Source organism: Aquipuribacter nitratireducens (assembly GCF_037860835.1).
Classification (GTDB): Bacteria; Actinomycetota; Actinomycetes; order Actinomycetales; family JBBAYJ01; genus Aquipuribacter; species Aquipuribacter nitratireducens.
Window position 1 is genome coordinate 387,760 of record NZ_JBBEOG010000003.1, and the last position, 17,203, is coordinate 404,962.

The window sequence follows — 17,203 nt, forward strand, 5'->3', positions numbered from 1 at the left end:
CCTCGCTCAGTCCACGAGGGTCCGGCCGGTGAGCCGGAGGAACACGTCCTCCAGGCTCGAACGGCGCGGCAGCAGCGACATGGGCCGCTCCGGGCCCGCACCGAGCACGGCCGACGCGGTCGCGTCGGCGTCGTCGACGTACAGCAGGACCCGGTCCGGCAGCACCTCGACCCGCTCCGCGAGCGGGCGCAGCGGCTGCGCGTACGGCTCGTGGTCGTCCGTGCGGTAGCGGACCTCGAGCACCTCTCGCGTGCTGTGGCGCCGGATGAGCTCCTGCGGGCTGCCCTCGGCCACGTACCGCCCGCCGTCCATGACGACGAGCCGGTCGCACAGCTGCTCCGCCTCGTCCATGTAGTGCGTGGTGAGCACGAGCGTCACGCCCTCCCGCTTGAGGCGGTACAGCCGGTCCCACAGCACGTGCCGCGCCTGCGGGTCGAGCCCGGTGGTCGGCTCGTCGAGCAGGAGCACGTCGGGGTCGTTGACGAGGGCGCGGGCGATGGTGAGACGCCGCTTCATCCCGCCGGACAGCGGCTCCACGACCGAGTCCGCCCGGTCGGCGAGCTGGACGAAGTCGAGGAGCTCGTCGGCCTTCGCGCGGACCGCCGCGCGCGACAGGCCGAAGTAGCGGCCGTAGACGAGGACGTTCTCCCGGACGGTCAGCTCCTCGTCGAGCGTGTCGCGCTGCGGGACGACCCCGAGGCGGGCCCGGATGCGCGGGCCGTCGTGGCGCGGGTCGAGCCCGAGCACGCGCAGCTCGCCGTCCGTCGGGTCCGAGACGCAGCCGATGAGCCGCATGGTCGTCGACTTGCCGGCGCCATTGGGCCCGAGGATCCCGAAGGACTCGCCCCGGCGGACGTCGAGGTCGATGCCGTCGACCGCGACGAAGTCGCCGTACACCTTCCGGACGCCGCGTCCGTGGACCAGGACCGGTGCCGCGTCCCCGTCCCCGTCGATGGCCTCGTCCCCCGTCGCCGTCACGGCGCAGCAGAGTACGGCGCGAGGTCGGGTGCCCCGGGCCGGCGCGCGAGCAGGACCGCGACCGCGGCCAGCGGCGCGGCCGCCACGACGACCAGGCCGGGGTAGCCGAGCAGCGCGAGCACCGGCCCCGACACGGCGCCGGCGCCGGCCCCGGCGACGCCCATGACGAGGTCGGAGGCGCCTTGCAGCGTGCGGGCCCGGGGGTCGTCGCCGTCGAAGGCGCGCGCGAGGGCCGCGGAGCCCGCGACGAGGCACGACGACCAGCCGAGGCTGAGCAGCACCAGCCCGGCGCCGACCGCGCCGTGACCGAGCGGGCCGTCGCCCACGGCTCCCCCGCCACCGGCGACGACCAGCGCGGCGACGAGGAGCGCGAGGCCCGTGCCGATACCGGCTCTCGGGCCCGCCCGGTCGGCGAGCCAGCCGAAGAGCGGGCTCGCCGCGTACATGCCGGCGATGTGCCCGCTGATGACGAACCCGACGACCTGCAGGCTCGCCCCGTGCCCGCCGAGGTGGACCGGCGTCATCACCATGACGCCGACCATGACGGCGTGGGCGGCGGCGACCGCGACGACACCCAGACGGGCCTCGGGCACGTGCCACACGGCGCGCAGCACCGCGACGGTCGACGAGCCGGACCGGTCGCCGACCCGGTCACCTGCCCCGTCGCGCGGTGCCGCGAGCACCTCCTCACCGGGCCGGTGCCTCGGCAGTCCCACCGCGAGGACCCCCGCCGCGGCCGCGAAGGCGACGGCCGACAGGACGTACGCTCCGGAGTACGCCGGCAGACCGAGCCCGCGATCGAGCGCCCCGGCGGGACCGGCGAGGTTGGGGCCGGCGACGGCGCCGACGGTCGTCGCCCACACCACTGTCGACAGCGCCCGGCCGCGGGACTCGGCGACCACGCCGTCCGTCGCCGCGAAGCGCGCCTGCAGCCCCACCGCGGTCCCGGCGCCGAACAGCCCCGCCGCCGGCAGGAGGAGGGCGAAGGAGCCGATCACGGCGGCCCCGACCGTCCCCAGGGCACCGGCGACCGCGAGGCCGAGCCCGGCGACCAGCGCCGTCCGCCGGCCGCGGCGGGCGGCGAGCCGCGCCAGCGGGACCGCGAGCAGCGCGGCCCCGAGGACGGCGGCCGTCTGGAGCAGGCCGGCGAGAGAGGTCGAGCCCGCGACGTCCTGCGCCAGGAGGCTGCCCGCCGCGATGCCGACGGCGACGCCCACTCCGATGGCGACCTGGGCGGCGGACAGGACGACGACCTGCCGTCGGTGCGGGACACGCGGTCGTGCCCCGGCGAGGTCGGGCGGGCCGACCCCCGGGGCGGTGCTCACAACCGGCCGACCGCGTCGAGGCGCTCGGCGAGTCGGTGCCCGTCGCCGCCGTGGAGCACGGGCACCGGCCCGGCCCCCTCGTCGCTCTCGGGCGGGGTGAGACCGCGGGACAGGACCTGCTCGGCCGGGCTCAGCTCCCGCAGCAGGACGGCACGCACGGCCTCGGGGGCCTCCCTCGCGACGGTGGAGTAGATGTCGGGGTCGTGCTGTCCGTCGTCGCCGACGAGCAGCCACGTGAGGTGGGGCATCTCGATCCGCAGCCGGCGCAGGGCGCTCAGCTTGTGCTCGCGCCCGGAACGGAACCACCCCGTGTTCGTCGGTCCCCAGTCGGTGAGCAGCAGCGGGCCGACCGGGAAGCCGTGCTTGCGGAGGAACCGGCGCAGGAACGGCGCGGTGTTCCACGCCCCCGTCGAGAGGTAGACGACGAAGGTGCCGGGGTGACGCCGGGCCACCTCGCGGTAGAGCTCGGCCATGCCGGGCACCTCCGCGCGCGCCGTCTCGTGCCGGACGAACGTGTTCCACGCCGCGATGAAGGGCCGCGGCAGCCACGTCACCATGACCGTGTCGTCGATGTCGCTGACGAGGCCGACGTCGGCCTCGCGCCCCACCACCACGACCTCCCCCCGGCCGGGCTCGCCGCCCTGCGGCGTCATGACGACGGGGTGGCGGCCGGGCGGCAGGTCGACGGACAGGACGGCGTCGACGAGGCCGGCCCGGTCCGCGCGCACGTCGAAGCGGTGCCCGCCGACCTCCACCACGACCGGGGCGTGCTCCACCTGGGCGGTGATGAAGCTGCGCCAGCCGCGGGTGCGCACCCACGCGCGGTACGGGTCCTGGCCCCGGGCCATGAGGATGCGTCCGAAGACACGGACCCACGGCACGCCGTGCGGTGCCGGCACCCCCGCGGCGGCGCCGTAGCCGCGGTGGACCTGGGCGTGGGGCACCCACCCGCGCCGGCGCAGCACACCGACGGCGACGCGGTTGACGGCGTCCTCCAGCACGGCCGCCACGTGGAGGGCCGGGGTCTCCGCCGGGGCGTTCACGCGGCGCCCCCGCGCACACCGCTGCCGCGGCGGCGACGGTCGCGACCGAGCCGGCGCTCGGGCGGCACGTCCATGGCGTCGCACAGGGCGAGCCACACCCGTCGGGGGTCCTCGCCGCGCTCGAGGGCCTGCGCGGCCGTCGCGTCGAACGGCGCGAGCACGAGGTCGCTCACGAGCGTGTCGGCGAGCGCCCGACCGAACTCCTCGTGCGTGAGCGTCCGGAACTCGCTGAGCCTCACCCGAGGTTCCTACCACGCCCCGGTGCCGGCCAGCAGGCCGTGCACCCGTGCGGGCGCGGTTGTCGGTGCCGTCGCCCATGATGACGACGTGCCCCGACGTGCCTCGTCGGCCGCGTCGACCCGGGAGTCGGCGGGGCCGGACCCCGCCGCCGTCCTCGACCGGTTCTCGCCCGCGACGAGGGACTGGTTCGCGGCGGCGTTCGCCGCGCCCACGCCGGCTCAGCTCGGTGCGTGGGAGGCCGTCAGCGGCGGCGAGGACGCCCTCGTCGTGGCCCCGACGGGGTCCGGCAAGACCCTCGCCGCGTTCCTGTGGGCCCTCGACCGGCTCGCGGTCGAGCCGGTCCCGGAGCCGGCCCTGCGGTGCCGGGTCCTCTACGTGTCGCCGCTCAAGGCCCTCGCCGTCGACGTCGAGCGCAACCTGCGGTCGCCGCTCACCGGCATCCGCGGCAGCGCGGGGCGGCTCGGGCTCCCGGTCCCGGACGTCCGGGTGGGCGTCCGGTCCGGCGACACGCCGACCGACGAGCGGCGCCGGCTCGCGCAGAGCCCCCCGGACGTCCTCATCACGACACCGGAGTCGTTGTTCCTCCTCCTCACCTCGCGGGCTCGGGAGTCGCTGCGCGGGGTGCGGACGGTCGTCCTCGACGAGGTCCACGCCGTTGCGGGCACCAAGCGGGGCGCGCACCTCGCGGTGTCCCTCGAGCGGCTCGACGCCCTCCTGCCGGGGCCCGCGCAGCGGGTGGGTCTCTCCGCGACCGTGCGACCCGTCGACGAGGTCGCCCGGTACCTGTCCGGGGGGCGGCCGGTCCGGGTGGTGCAGCCGCGGTCGGACAAGGTCCTCGACGTCGCCGTCGAGGTGCCGGTGCCGGACATGGCCGACCTGGGTGCCCCGACGGGAGAGGTCGTCGGCTCCGCCGCCGGGGAGGAGCAGCGGACCTCCATCTGGCCGGCCATCCACTCCCGGGTCGTCGACCTCGTCGACGACCACCGCGCCACGCTCGTCTTCACGAACTCCCGGCGGCTCGCCGAGCGCGTGACGGCGCAGCTGAACGAGGTGTGGGTCGACAAGCACGCGCCCGAGGGCGACACGGACGACGAGGACGGCCCGCGGTCCGGCCCGCCCGCCGACGTGATGGGACAGGCGGGGGCCTCGGCGGGGGCGCCCGCGGTGCTCGCCCGCGCCCACCACGGCTCGGTGAGCAAGGAGCAGCGCGCGCTCATCGAGGACGACCTGAAGACGGGGCGGCTGCCCGCCGTCGTCGCCACGTCGAGCCTCGAGCTCGGCATCGACATGGGCGCGGTCGACCTCGTCGTGCAGGTGGAGTCCCCGCCGAGCGTCGCGAGCGGGCTGCAGCGCGTGGGCAGGGCAGGGCACCAGGTCGGGGCGGTGTCCCGCGGCATCGTCCTGCCCAAGCACCGCTCCGACCTCGTCCAGGCGGCCGTCGTCGCGGAGCGCATGCGGTCGGGGCAGATCGAGGCCCTCCACGTCCTCCGCTCCCCCCTCGACGTCCTGGCCCAGCAGGTGGTCGCGATGGTTGCGATGGACGACTGGCAGGTCGACGACCTGTACGCCCTCGTGCGCCGGACGGCCTCCTTCGCCGACCTGCCGCGCGGGCCGTTCGAGGCGACCCTCGACATGCTCGCGGGCCGCTACCCGAGCGAGGAGTTCGCCGAGCTGCGGCCGCGGCTCGTGTGGGACCGCGTCACCGACACCCTCCACGGCCGCCCCGGGGCGCAGCGGCTCGCCGTCACGTCCGGCGGCACCATCCCCGACCGGGGCCTCTTCGGGGTGTTCCTCGCCGGCGGCGACGGCCCGGGCCGTCGCGTCGGGGAGCTCGACGAGGAGATGGTGTACGAGACGCGGGTCGGGGACGTCGTCACCCTCGGCGCGAGCTCGTGGCGGGTGGAGGACATCACGCGCGATCAGGTGCTCGTCACACCTGCACCCGGTCAGCCGGGGCGGCTGCCGTTCTGGCACGGCGACGCCGCCGGGCGCCCCGCCGAGCTCGGCCGGGCCGTCGGGGCGTTCGTCCGCGAGCTCGCGGGCGCGGCGCCCGCGGCGGCCCGCGAGCGGGCACGGGCCGCGGGGCTCGACGCGTGGGCGGTCGACAACCTCCTCGCCTACCTCGAGGAGCAGCGCGCGGCCACGGGGCACGTGCCGGACGACCGGACCGTCCTCGTCGAGCGCTTCCGGGACGAGCTCGGCGACTGGCGGGTGTGCGTGCACTCCCCCTACGGCGCCCAGCTGCACGCGCCGTGGGCGCTCGCGCTGGCGGCCCGGTTCCGGGAGCGGCACGGCCTCGACGTCCAGGCGATGCACGGCGACGACGGGATCGTCCTCCGGCTTCCCGACGTCGAGGTCGGCGGCTGGGGCACCCGCGGCGCGGACGACGGCCCGGACGGCGGCGACCCGTGGGACACGGGCGGGGGCGCGTGGCCGCTCGCGCAGGAGGTGCACGGGGTCGAGGTCGCGGAGCTCGTCGTCCTCGACCCGGACGACGTCGAGGACGTCGTCACGCAGGAGGTGGGCGGGTCCGCGCTCTTCGCGTCCCGGTTCCGGGAGTGCGCCGCGCGCGCGCTCCTCCTGCCGCGGCGCACCCCCGGGCGGCGCCAGCCCCTGTGGCAGCAGCGACAGCGGGCCGCCTCCCTGCTCGACGTCGCCCGCCGCTACCCCAGCTTCCCGATCGTGCTGGAGACAGTCCGCGAGTGCCTGCAGGACGTCTTCGACGTCCCCGGGCTGCGGACCCTCATGCAGGACGTCGCCGCGGGCCGGGTGCGGGTCGTCGAGGTCGAGACGACGACGCCGTCGCCCATGGCGCGCTCGCTCATGTTCGGCTACGTCGCGCAGTTCCTCTACGAGGGCGACTCCCCGCTCGCCGAGCGCCGCGCCGCCGCGCTCTCGCTCGACCCGCAGCTGCTCGGTGAGCTGCTGGGCCGCGGGGACGGCGCGACCCTGCGGGACCTCCTCGACCCGGACGCCGTGCAGACGCTGGAGGCGCAGCTGCAGCGGACCGCGACCGACCGGCGTGCCGGCGACACCGAGGCGGTCGCCGACCTCCTGCGGGTGCTCGGCCCCCTCACGACCGCCGAGGTCGCCGCCCGCTGCGACGACCCGGCCGCCGCCGAGCACCGGCTCGCCGCGCTCGAGAACGCCCGTCGCACCGTACGGGTGCGCATCGGCGGCGACGAGCACCACGCAGCGGTGGAGGACGCCGCCCGCCTGCGGGACGGGCTCGGGGTCGCCCTGCCGGTCGGGCTGCCCGAGGCGTTCCTCGAGGCCGGCCCGGACCCCCTCGGGGACCTCGTCGCACGTCACGCCCGCACCCACGGGCCGTTCACCGCCGAGCAGGTGGCGGCCCGGTTCGCCCTCGGGGTCGCCGTGGTCCGCACGGCGCTGCGCCGCCTGGAGGAGACCGGCCGGGTGACGTCCGGGCAGATCCGCCCCCTCGCCGCGGGCGGCGCGGTCGAGGACGTCGACTGGTGCGACGCGGGCGTGCTGCGGGTGCTCCGACGTCGCTCGCTCGCGGCGCTGCACCAGGAGGTCGAGCCGGTCACCGCGGTCGAGCTCGCCCGCTTCGTGCCGGCCTGGCAGCACGTGGCGTCCGGGCCCGCGCGCGGGGGGCTGAGGGGCGTCGACGGACTGCTGCGCGCGGTCGAGCAGCTCGCGGGCGCACGGGTGCCCGCGAGCGCCCTCGAGCAGCTCGTGCTGCCCGCACGGGTGAGCGACTACGCCCCCGCCATGCTCGACGAGCTGACCTCCAGCGGCGAGGTGCTGTGGACCGGGCACGGGGCGCTGCCCGGCGGTGACGGCTGGGTGTCGCTGCACCCGGCCCGCACCGCCCACCTCACGCTGCCGCTGGCGGTCGGCGGCGCCGGCGGGACCGGCCCCGACGACGCAGCGGACCCCTCCGACGACGTGCCGACCGCCTCCGACCCGGCAGCCCGTGAGCGCGTGCTCGACCTGCTGTCCGGGGGCGGGGCGTTCTTCTTCCGCAGGCTGGCCGAGGCCGCGCAGCTGCCGGACGGCGCCGTCGTCGACCTCCTGTGGGAGCTCGTGTGGGCCGGGCTCGTGACGAACGACACCCTCGCCCCGCTGCGGGCCCGGGTACCGGTGGGGCCGCGCCGCGCAGGCACGCGGACGTCGTCGCGCGTGCGGCGCGGGGGCCGGCCGAGGCTGCGGGGTCCCGGGGCGGGTGGGCTCACGAGCCCGTTCGGCGGTGGCCTCGGGAGCGCGCCGACGCCGCCGCAGGGAGCGGGACGCTGGGCTCTCGTGCCGACGGAGACCCGCGCCGCAGGCGCACCGACCGACGCGACGGCGGCGACCGTCCGGGCGACGGCGCTGGCCGACCTCCTGCTCGACCGGTACGGCGTCGTGACGCGCGGCAGCGTCGTCGCGGAGGACGTCCCGGGCGGCTTCGCCGCCGTGTACCGGGTCCTCGCCGCGATGGAGGAGGCGGGGCGGGTCCGGCGCGGCTACTTCGTCGAGGGTCTCGGTGCCGCCCAGTTCGCCACCGTCGGCGCCGTCGACCGGCTGCGGGCCGGGAGCGAGGGCGAGGCGTCCCCCGACGTGCGCGCGGGGACCGACCCCGCACGCGACCTCCGGCGCCAGGCGCTGGTGCTGGCCGCCACCGACCCCGCGAACGTCTACGGGGCCGCCCTCCCGTGGCCGGAGCGGGAGGGGCACCGGGCCGGCCGCAAGGCCGGGGCGGTCGTCGTGACCGTGGCCGGCGCCCTCGCGCTCTACCTCGAGCGCGGCGCGCGGAGCCTCCTCACCTACACCGACGACGAGTCCGTCCTCGAGGCGGCCGCCGCCGCGCTCGTCGGCCACGTGAGCGACGGGCAGCTCGGTCGCGTCACGGTCGTCCGCGCCGACGGTGAGGGGGTGCTCGACGCAGGCTCCCCCGTGGCCCGGGCCCTCGAGGCCGCCGGGTTCCGCGCGACCCCGCGGGGCCTGCGGGCCGGCTGATGCCCGAGGGCGACACCGTCTGGCTCGCCGCCCGGCGCCTCCACGAGGCGCTGGCCGGTCGTGTGCTCCTCGCCTCGGACTTCCGGGTGCCGCAGCTCGCGACCACGGACCTCGCCGGCAGCACCGTCACCGGGGTCGAGGCGCGTGGCAAGCACCTGCTCACCCGCTTCGCCGGGGGCCCCGGCGGCGAGGTCACCCTCCACACGCACTTCCGCATGGACGGGTCCTGGCACCTGTACCCCGACGGGCGCCGGTGGGGCGGCGGCCCGGACTGGCAGGTGCGTGTCGTGCTCCGGGTCGAGGGGACGGCGGCCGTCGGGTACCGCCTGCCGGTCGTCGAGCTCCTCCCCACCGACCGCGAGCACGACGTCGTCGGGCACCTGGGACCGGACGTCCTCGGGCCGGGGTGGGACCCGACCGCCGCGACCGTGAACCTCCTCGCCGCTCCCGAGCGGGAGGTCGGCGACGCCCTGCTCGACCAGCGGGTCCTCGCGGGCGTCGGCAACCTCTACCGCGCCGAGACGTGCTTCGTCGCGGGCGTCACCCCGTTCACCCCGGTCGGGGACCTGCCGCACCACGGCAGCTCCGCCGCGCAGGTCGTCGCGGTGGCGGCGCGGTTGCTGCACGCCAACCGCGGCCGGTGGCAGCAGAGCACCACCGGGGACCTGCGTCGCGGACGCGACCACTGGGTGTTCGAGCAGCGGCGCTGCCTGCGCTGCGGGACGCCCGTCCTCACCGCCGCGACGGGTGACGCCGGGCGCGAGCGGGTCGCGTACTGGTGCCCGCGGTGCCAGCGTGGGCCGGCGCCGGATCCGGTGCCCCTGTCGGTGCTGCTGCCCCCGACGCGCGGCCGCACCCGCTACCGGCCGTGACCTGCCGGCTCAGGCGACGGGCGCGAGGGACTCGTCGTCGCTCGCGACCGGTGCGGGGATGACCGTCTTGCGGATGGCGTCGACCGCGGGCTCGCCCGTGCGCGCCGTGCGCGCGCCCTGCGTCGCCGGGACACCGGCGCCGGCCTCGAGCCGGGCGGCCAGGGACTCCGAGACCGCCACGCGGTCGCTCACCGACCGCAGGACGCTCGACATGGGGACGTCGAGGGCCTCGCAGATGCTGAGCAGGAGCTCGGACGAGGCCTCCTTCTGCCCGCGCTCGACCTCGCTGAGGTAGCCGAGCGAGACCCGGGCGCTCGAGGACACGTCGCGCAGCGTGCGGCCCTGGCGCTGCCGGGCACCGCGCAGGACGTCGCCGATCTCCTCGCGGAGCAGGACCATGACGACCTCCCTTCCCGGCCGGATCGGCCTCGTGCGGTGCGTCCGTCCCGGTCGTCTCGGGACGGACCCGCGTCTGCGGTTGGTCGCTCCACGGTACCTCCCCGTCGCCGGAGGGGTCGCGTCGGGCACATCACGATCGTGTGAACACCCGTGCGGGCGCCAGGACCGGGCCCCGCACGGTCGTCAACGCCGGCGCCGCTCCGCCGCTTCCCGCGCCCGGGTGCGCACCTCGGCGCGGTGCCGGCGGGCCGCGCCGAGGATGGCGACCGCGTACTGGACGCCGGTGACGACGGTGACGACGACCGCTGCGACCATGACGGCCCACCCCGCGTACCGCAGCAGCTCCGGCAGCGGCGCCACGAGCAGGGCGAGGGCGACGGTCTGCAGCACGGTCTTGAGCTTCCCGCCGCGGCTGGCCGGGACGACGGTGTGCCGGATCACGACGGCGCGCAGCACCGTCACCCCGACCTCGCGGACGAGGACGACCGCCGTCACCCACCACGGCAGGATGCCGAGCAGGCTGAGCCCGACGAACCCGGCCCCCGTGAGCGCCTTGTCGGCGATCGGGTCCGCGACGATGCCGAACGTCGTGACGCTGCCCTGCCGGCGCGCCAGCCACCCGTCGAGCCGGTCCGTCGCGGCCGCGACGACGAAGACGACGGCCGCCCACCAGCGCAGGCTCGTGTCGTCGCCGCCGTCCGCGAGCAGCAGCCACGCGAAGACGGGCACGAGGAGGATGCGCAGGAGCGTGAGGGCGTTGGGCAGGTTGGCGTTGCGCCCGAAGGAGCCCCGGTCGACCACCCGCCGCCCGCTCACCGCTGCTCCACCGCCGCGACGAGGTCGGCGCCCTCGGCGGCCACGACCCGCGCGCGGACGAGCTCGCCGGGCACGGCCAGCACACCGACCGGCAGGACGACGGTGGTGGTGCCGTCGACCTCGGGCCCCTGGTGGGCCGCACGACCGACCACGTGGTGCTGCGCACCGGCGTGCGCGGGGGCGTCCTCGTCGACCGCCTCCTCCACGAGCACCTCGACGTCCTCACCGACCCGCTCCTCCGCGCGCTGCGCGACCAGCTCGTCGACGACCGCACTGACGTGGGCGACGCGGGCCGCCACCTCGGCGTCGTCGACGTGACCGTCGAGCCGCTCCCCCTCGGTGCCGTCCTCGTCGGAGTAGCCGAACACCCCGACCGCGTCGAGCCGGGCGGCCCCGAGGAACGCGACGAGCTCCTCGACGTCGGCCTCGGTCTCGCCCGGGAACCCGACGATGACGTTGGAGCGGGCACCCGCGGTCGGTGCGTGCGCCCGGACCCGGTCGAGCAGGGCGAGGAAGTGCTCGGACCCGCCGAAGCGACGCATGCGCCGCAGCAGGCCGGGCGCGGCGTGCTGGAAGGACAGGTCGAAGTACGGCGCCACCCCGGGTGTGGTCGCGATGGCCCTGAGCAGCCCGGGGCGCAGCTCGGCGGGCTGGAGGTAGGACACCCGGACGCGGGAGACGCCGGGCACGGCGACGAGCTCCGGCAGCAGCCGCTCGAGCAGGTCGAGGTCCCCGAGGTCCTTGCCGTAGCTCGTCGTGTTCTCGCTGACGAGGAACAGCTCACGGGCGCCGCGCTCGGCGAGCCACCGTGCCTCGTCGAGCACCTCGGTCGGGCGGCGGGAGACGAAGGAGCCGCGGAACGCGGGGATCGCGCAGAAGGCACACCGCCGGTCGCAGCCGTTGGCGATCTTCAGCGGCGCCCAGGGGGCGTCGTCGAGCCGGGCCCGCAGCACCGGCGGCCCGGACCGCGGCGCGCCGGCGGTCGATCCGGCGACCGACGTGCCGACAGTCGTCCCGGCCGGACGCGACGCCTGCCGCGCGGCGGGCGCCAGCGGCAGCAGCGTCCGGCGGTCGCGCGGCACGTGGCTCGCGGGCCGCTGCCCGTCGAGCACGTCCTGCAGGTGCCGGTGGAGGTCGGCGTAGGAGTCGAAGCCGAGGACGGCGTCGGCCTCCGGCAGGGAGTCGGCCAGCTCCTGGCCGTACCGCTCGGCGAGGCAGCCGACGGCGACGACGGCCCGCGTCCGCCCGGAGCCCTTGAGGTCCGCGGTCTCGAGCAGGGTGTCGACGGAGTCCTTCTTCGCCTGCTCGACGAAGCCGCACGTGTTGACGACGGCCACGTCGGCGTCGGCCGGGTCCGGCACGAGCGTCCAGCCGTTGGCGAGCAGCCGCCCGGCGAGCTCCTCGGAGTCGACGTCGTTCCGCGCGCACCCGAGGCTCGTGATCGCCACCCTGCGCTCGGCCGTCCGCTCCACGACTCCCAGCCTAGGCGCGACGTCGGGCACGATCGTGCCATGGCGGTCGGCAGCCACACCGAGGTGGAGACGAAGCTCGCGGTGACGGACGAGGCGGGCGCGTCCGTCGCGGCGCTGCTCGACGACGACGCGGGGCTGCTCGCACTGCCCGGGGTGGCCGGAGTCGACCGCCCCGGCACCGTCGAGCTCGTCGCGACGTACCACGACACCACGGACCTGCGGCTGGCCCGGTCACGGGCCACCCTGCGGCGACGTACCGGCGGGGCGGACGAGGGCTGGCACCTCAAGCTGCCGGGCCGCGAGGACAGCCGCACCGAGGTGCACGAGCCCCTGGGGGACGACGCCGCTGGGGTGCCGGACCGGCTCGTCGACCTCACCCGGTCCCGGCACCGCGGGGCCGGGATCGGTCCGGTCGCCGTGCTGCGGACCCGGCGGACCGAGATCCACCTCCTCGACCACGACGCCCGCGTGCTCGCGGAGATCGCCGACGACGAGGTGACCGCCGAGGTCGCGGACGTCCTCGTCGCTCCCGGGCACCCGGCCGTCGTGGTCTGGCACGAGGTGGAGGTCGAGCTCGTCTCCGGAGGCCGGGACCTGCTCGCGGCCGCGGTCAGCCTCCTCCGGGACGCGGGCGCGGAGCCGGCGGCGTCGCCGTCGAAGCTGGCGCGGGCCCTCGGCGCCGCGGGCGCGCGCCCCGCCGTCGGTGCCACCGGGGACGACGACGCACGGAGGTCGCCGCGGACGGCGCTCGACGTCGCGCTCGTCGCCGTGGGCGAGCACGTGCGCTCGCTCGTCGAGGAGGACCCCCACGTCCGGCTCGACTCCCCCGACTCCGTCCACAAGGCGCGGGTCGCCACCCGGCGCCTGCGCTCGACGCTCGCGACGTTCCGGCCGCAGCTCGACCGCGACGTCACCGAGCCCGTGCGGGACCGGCTCAAGGACCTGGGCTCCGCCCTCGGCGGCGCCCGCGACGCAGAGGTGCTGTCGGCCCGCCTGCAGGGTCGGCTCGCGGGGCTGCCACCCGAGCTCGTCCCGGGACCGGTGGCCGCGCGCCTGCAGGCCGACCTCGACGGCGGCTACGAGCGGGAGCGCGAGGTCGCCGTGGCCGCGCTCGACGCGCCCGAGCACGCCGACCTGCTCGACCGCCTCGAGGCGCTCGTGCTCGACCCGCCGCGCGGCCGACGGGCCGACGACCCGGCCCGCAAGGGCACGCGGCGCCGGGCGCGGAAGGCGGTGCGGCGGCTCGAGGACCGCCTCGGCCGGGTACCGGCCGAGGTCGGGCCCGAACGGGACGCCGCCCTCCACGAGGTCCGGAAGGCGGCGAAGCGGGTGCGGTACGCGGGCGAGGCGCTCACCGGCGTCCACGGGAAGAAGGCGGCCCGCCTCGCCTCGCGGGCCGAGGACCTGCAGGACCTGCTCGGCGAGCACCAGGACGCCGTCGTCGCCACGGACCGCCTGCGCGACATGGCCCTGCGCGCACACGCCGACGGGGAGAACACCTTCGGCTACGGGCTGCTGGCCGGGCTCGAGCACGCCCGTACCGCCGGCCTGGACCCCGACGACCCGGCGCTCGTGCGGGCCCTGCGCCGGCTGCGGAAGGCCGCCCGGCGCTGGCCGGGCTGACCCGCGTCGACGGGCTGGTCAGTGCTCGCCCGCGACCTCACGCAGCGAGCGGGTCGGACGCAGCCACGCACCGGACTCGGGCAGGGCGTCGAGCCGGGTCCGGTCGAGGGGCTCGAGGAAGGCACCGGGCACCTCCTCGAGGTCGAGGAAGCGGAGCAGCGGGGACTGCGCGGCGTAGCCCGCGACCTCGAAGAACGACAGGACCGTGACGTCGACCCCGTGGCCCGCGAGCTCCTCGAGGGGCTCGAGGAAGTTGCGCCCGTCGCCGCTCGCGACGACGAGCCGTGCGAGCCGGCCCGAGGCGGCACGGTGCCGGACGTGGGCCAGCATGTCGAGGTCGACGTCGTCGCGGTCGACGAGCTTCGGTCTGGCGAACACCGCGAAGCCGATGGCCCGGACCGCCTCCACCCACCCGCGCATGCCGTGCGCGGCCGCGGGCGGCACGTTGGCGAACACGGCGCCCTCGACCTCGTGGTCCCCGGCGGTGTCGACGAGCCAGCGGGCGATGGCGTCGTAGCGGGGACGGTTCGCCGCGGTGGGCTTGGCCCCGATGACCTGCGCGAGTGTGGCGTCGACGTTCGGGGCGTCCCACACGAGGACGTCGAGCGGGCCGTCGCCCGGCGGGAGCGGGAACTCGGGGGTGTGCCGCTCGTCGACGGGGTCCGGTGCGTGCTCAGCCACGGCCGGTCAGCTCCCACGCGTCCTCGGACTCCTCGTCGAGGTCCGCCTCGTCGACGACCCGGGCCGCCGCGGCGTCCCCCACGGGGTCACCGTCGTAGCGGTCGCGCGAGCCGGCGTCGTCCGACGGTCCGCCCCCGCCGTCCTCACCCCGCAGGCGCGCGAGCACCTCGGGCAGGTCGTCGGGGCGGGCGAGCACGTCCCGTGCCTTCGAGCCCTCGCTGGGCCCGACGACCTCACGCGACTCGAGGAGGTCCATGAGGCGTCCCGCCTTCGCGAAGCCGACGCGCAGCTTGCGCTGCAGCATCGAGGTGGAGCCGAACTGGGTGGTGACGACGAGCTCGGCCGCCTGCAGGAGCACCTCGAGGTCGTCGCCGATGTCCTCGTCGACCTGCTTCTTCGCCGCGGGCGCCGTGACGTCGGGCCGGTACACCGGCTGCAGCTGCTGCTTGACGTGCGCGACGACCTCGGCGACCTCGGACTCCGTGACCCACGCCCCCTGGACGCGCATCGGCTTGCTCGCGCCCATGGGCAGGAAGAGGGCGTCGCCCTGTCCGATGAGCTTCTCCGCGCCGGGCTGGTCGAGGACGACCCGGGAGTCCGCCAGCGAGCTCGTCGCGAAGGCGAGCCGGCTCGGCACGTTCGCCTTGATGAGGCCGGTGACGACGTCGACGCTCGGCCGCTGCGTCGCGAGGACGAGGTGGATGCCGGCGGCGCGCGCGAGCTGCGTGATGCGGACGACGGAGTCCTCGACGTCCCGCGGCGCGACCATCATGAGGTCGGCGAGCTCGTCGACGATGACGAGGAGGTACGGGTACGGCTGCAGCTGCCGCTCGCTGCCCGGCGGCGGCTGCACGGCGCCGGTGCGGATGGCCTTGTTGAAGTCGTCGATGTGCCGGAAGCCGTAGCTCGCGAGGTCGTCGTAGCGGTGGTCCATCTCCGCGACGACCCACTGCAGCGCCTCGGCGGCCTTCTTCGGGTTCGTGATGATGGGCGTGATGAGGTGCGGCACGCCCTCGTACGCGGTGAGCTCGACCCGCTTGGGGTCGACGAGGACCATCCGGACCTCGTCCGGCGTCGCCCGCACGAGCACCGACGTGATCATCGAGTTGATGAACGACGACTTGCCCGCGCCGGTCGCCCCCGCGACGAGCATGTGCGGCATCTTCGCGAGGTTCGCCACGACGTAGCCGCCCTCGACGTCCTTGCCGACGCCGATCGTCATGGGGTGGCTGCTGCGCCGTGCGACGTCGGAGCGGAGCACGTCGCCGAGGCAGACGGTCTCCTTGTCGGCGTTGGGGATCTCGATGCCGATGGCGGACTTGCCGGGGATGGGCGAGAGGATCCGGACGTCGGCGCTCGCGACGGCGTAGGAGATGTTGCGCGACAGCGCGGTCACCCGCTCCACCTTGACGCCCGCACCCAGCTCGACCTCGTAGCGGGTGACCGTGGGCCCCCGGGTGTACCCGGTGACGGCCGCGTCGATCTGGAACTGGGCGAGGACGTCGGTGAGCGCGGCGACGACGTCGTCGTTGACGACGGTCCGCGAGCGGTGCGGGGTGCCGGCGTGGAGGCGGGCGACGTCGGGCAGCGTGTAGACGACGTCCCCGGCGAGCACGAGCTGCTCGGCGCGCTCGGGCAGTCCCGTCGGCTCGGGCGGCACGCGGTCGCCCGCCTTCGCCGCGGCCGGGGCCGGCCCGGGGACGGGCTGGGGGGCCGGGTCGGGTCCGGCGCCGACCGGGCTGTCGCCGCGACCGACCACGGCGGCGGAGTCGTACGGGGTGTCGTCGGCGCGCCCGTCGGAGCGGCCGTCGAGGAGGCGGCCACCACGGTCGGCCGTCGCCGCGTCGTCCGCACCCTTGCGGCGCCGGGACCGGCGCGGCTCGGGGGCGGGGGCCACGTCCTGCCCGTGGCGACCGCTGCGCACCGCGTCGTCGGCGTCGTCGGCGGGGTCACCGTCGTCAGCGGCGTCCGCTCCCGTGCCCCGTGTGCTGCCCGTGAGCCACGCGAGCGCGTCCCGCACGCGGCCGCTCACCTCGTGCAACGGCGTGGCGGTGACGACGAGGACGCCGAAGCCGCCCAGCAGCACGAGCAGGGGGACCGCGAGCCACACCGACACGGCGGCCTCGAGCGGGTCGGCGACGACGAAGCCGACGACCCCGCCGCCCGCGTAGAGGCGCTCGACGCCCTCGGACGGGGTCGGCAGGCCGGCGGCGAGGTGGAGGACCCCGGCGCAGGCGGCGCCGACGAACACGAGACCGATGCCGATGCGCCCGTTGCCGTGCTCGTCGTCGGGGCGCCGGAAGAGCCGGAGGCTGAGGACGAGGAGCACGAGCGGGAGTGCGAGGGCGGCCCGGCCGAGGGCGCCGGCCGTCAGCCAGTGGACCGCGTCGATGACGACCCCGTCGAGGGTGAACCACTCCCCCGCCGCGACCACGGCGGCGGCGGCGAGCAGGAGGAAGCCCGCACCGTCGCGGCGGTGGGCGGGGTCGAGCTCCGCGGTGCTGCGGTGGACGGACCTCACGAGCGAGCCGACGAGCCTTCCGGGGAGCAGGAGCAGGGCCAGCAGGACGCGGCCGGCACGAGCGCCGCCACCGCCCGTGCCGCGACGCGCCGCCGGTCGCCCGCCCCCCTTCGCCGGCTTGCGGGGGGTGGAGGTGCGCGACCTGCCCGTGCTCGAGCCCTTGCCGGAGCGCGCGGTCGGGCGCGCTCCCGAGGAGCGGGTCGAGGACGACGTGCGGGCCACCCCGTCACCGTACGCGCGGGCGGACGGGCGGCGGCGGTGCACACGCCGC

12 protein-coding genes are annotated in these 17,203 nt (G+C 76.7%); 3 read left to right on the forward strand and 9 right to left on the reverse strand.

The window, feature by feature from the left end; translation table 11 throughout:
• Nucleotides 1-6 precede the first annotated feature (6 nt).
• Genes WAB14_RS08110 through WAB14_RS08125 form a run of 4 tightly spaced genes read right to left on the reverse strand, consistent with a single transcriptional unit; the run spans nt 7 to nt 3,585 of the window.
• Complete coding sequence (locus tag WAB14_RS08110; protein WP_340269055.1) at nt 7-978, reverse strand: ABC transporter ATP-binding protein; 972 nt, start codon at nt 976-978, stop codon at nt 7-9.
• The gene (locus WAB14_RS08115) at nt 975-2,303 is read right to left on the reverse strand and encodes an MFS transporter (protein ID WP_340269056.1); all 1,329 of its coding nucleotides are present in this window, start codon (nt 2,301-2,303) and stop codon (nt 975-977) included. The genes WAB14_RS08110 and WAB14_RS08115 overlap by 4 nt, the downstream gene beginning before the upstream one ends.
• The gene (locus WAB14_RS08120) at nt 2,300-3,346 is read right to left on the reverse strand and encodes an App1 family protein (protein ID WP_340269057.1); all 1,047 of its coding nucleotides are present in this window, start codon (nt 3,344-3,346) and stop codon (nt 2,300-2,302) included. The genes WAB14_RS08115 and WAB14_RS08120 overlap by 4 nt, the downstream gene beginning before the upstream one ends.
• Nucleotides 3,343-3,585: a DUF3046 domain-containing protein gene (locus tag WAB14_RS08125; RefSeq protein WP_340269058.1), complete on the reverse strand. Its 243-nt coding sequence runs from the start codon at nt 3,583-3,585 to the stop codon at nt 3,343-3,345. The genes WAB14_RS08120 and WAB14_RS08125 overlap by 4 nt, the downstream gene beginning before the upstream one ends.
• A gap of 88 nt (nt 3,586-3,673) precedes the next feature.
• On the opposite strand from WAB14_RS08125, the gene WAB14_RS08130 reads away from it, so the two are divergent.
• Complete coding sequence (locus WAB14_RS08130; protein WP_340269059.1) at nt 3,674-8,548, forward strand: Lhr family helicase; 4,875 nt, start codon at nt 3,674-3,676, stop codon at nt 8,546-8,548.
• Nucleotides 8,548-9,420, forward strand: coding sequence for a DNA-formamidopyrimidine glycosylase family protein (locus WAB14_RS08135; RefSeq protein WP_340269060.1), 873 nt, complete (start codon nt 8,548-8,550; stop codon nt 9,418-9,420). Before WAB14_RS08130 ends, WAB14_RS08135 begins: the two co-directional genes overlap by 1 nt.
• Before the next feature lie 9 nt (nt 9,421-9,429).
• On the opposite strand, the gene WAB14_RS08140 is transcribed toward WAB14_RS08135, so the two are convergent.
• The 3 genes from WAB14_RS08140 to rimO all read right to left on the reverse strand — a co-directional run bounded on the left by WAB14_RS08140 (nt 9,430) and on the right by rimO (nt 12,107).
• The gene (locus tag WAB14_RS08140) at nt 9,430-9,819 is read right to left on the reverse strand and encodes a helix-turn-helix domain-containing protein (protein WP_340269061.1); all 390 of its coding nucleotides are present in this window, start codon (nt 9,817-9,819) and stop codon (nt 9,430-9,432) included.
• 183 nt (nt 9,820-10,002) lie between these two features.
• On the reverse strand, nt 10,003-10,635 hold the full coding sequence (gene pgsA / locus WAB14_RS08145) for a CDP-diacylglycerol--glycerol-3-phosphate 3-phosphatidyltransferase (RefSeq protein ID WP_340269062.1): 633 nt from the start codon (nt 10,633-10,635) through the stop codon (nt 10,003-10,005).
• On the reverse strand, nt 10,632-12,107 hold the full coding sequence (gene rimO, locus WAB14_RS08150) for a 30S ribosomal protein S12 methylthiotransferase RimO (RefSeq protein ID WP_340269063.1): 1,476 nt from the start codon (nt 12,105-12,107) through the stop codon (nt 10,632-10,634). Before rimO ends, pgsA begins: the two co-directional genes overlap by 4 nt.
• Before the next feature lie 39 nt (nt 12,108-12,146).
• Between rimO and WAB14_RS08155 the strand changes: the two genes are divergently transcribed.
• On the forward strand, nt 12,147-13,730 hold the full coding sequence (locus tag WAB14_RS08155; RefSeq protein WP_340269064.1) for a CYTH and CHAD domain-containing protein: 1,584 nt from the start codon (nt 12,147-12,149) through the stop codon (nt 13,728-13,730).
• Nucleotides 13,731-13,748: 18 nt separating this feature from the next.
• On the opposite strand, the gene WAB14_RS08160 is transcribed toward WAB14_RS08155, so the two are convergent.
• Complete coding sequence (locus tag WAB14_RS08160; RefSeq protein WP_340269065.1) at nt 13,749-14,411, reverse strand: NYN domain-containing protein; 663 nt, start codon at nt 14,409-14,411, stop codon at nt 13,749-13,751.
• Nucleotides 14,404-17,154 carry a DNA translocase FtsK gene (locus tag WAB14_RS08165; RefSeq protein WP_340269066.1) on the reverse strand — a complete coding sequence of 917 codons (2,751 nt, stop codon included), beginning with the start codon at nt 17,152-17,154 and terminating at the stop codon, nt 14,404-14,406. Before WAB14_RS08165 ends, WAB14_RS08160 begins: the two co-directional genes overlap by 8 nt.
• Between the last annotated feature and the right edge of the window lie 49 nt (nt 17,155-17,203).

Excerpts from the sequence above, each read along its gene's own strand:
- WAB14_RS08135 (WP_340269060.1), top strand. The coding sequence starts at position 8,548 with ATGCCCGAGGGCGACACCGTCTGGCTCGCCGCCCGGCGCCTCCACGAG.
- WAB14_RS08140 (WP_340269061.1), bottom strand. The coding sequence starts at position 9,819 with ATGGTCCTGCTCCGCGAGGAGATCGGCGACGTCCTGCGCGGTGCCCGG.
- WAB14_RS08155 (WP_340269064.1), top strand. The coding sequence starts at position 12,147 with ATGGCGGTCGGCAGCCACACCGAGGTGGAGACGAAGCTCGCGGTGACG.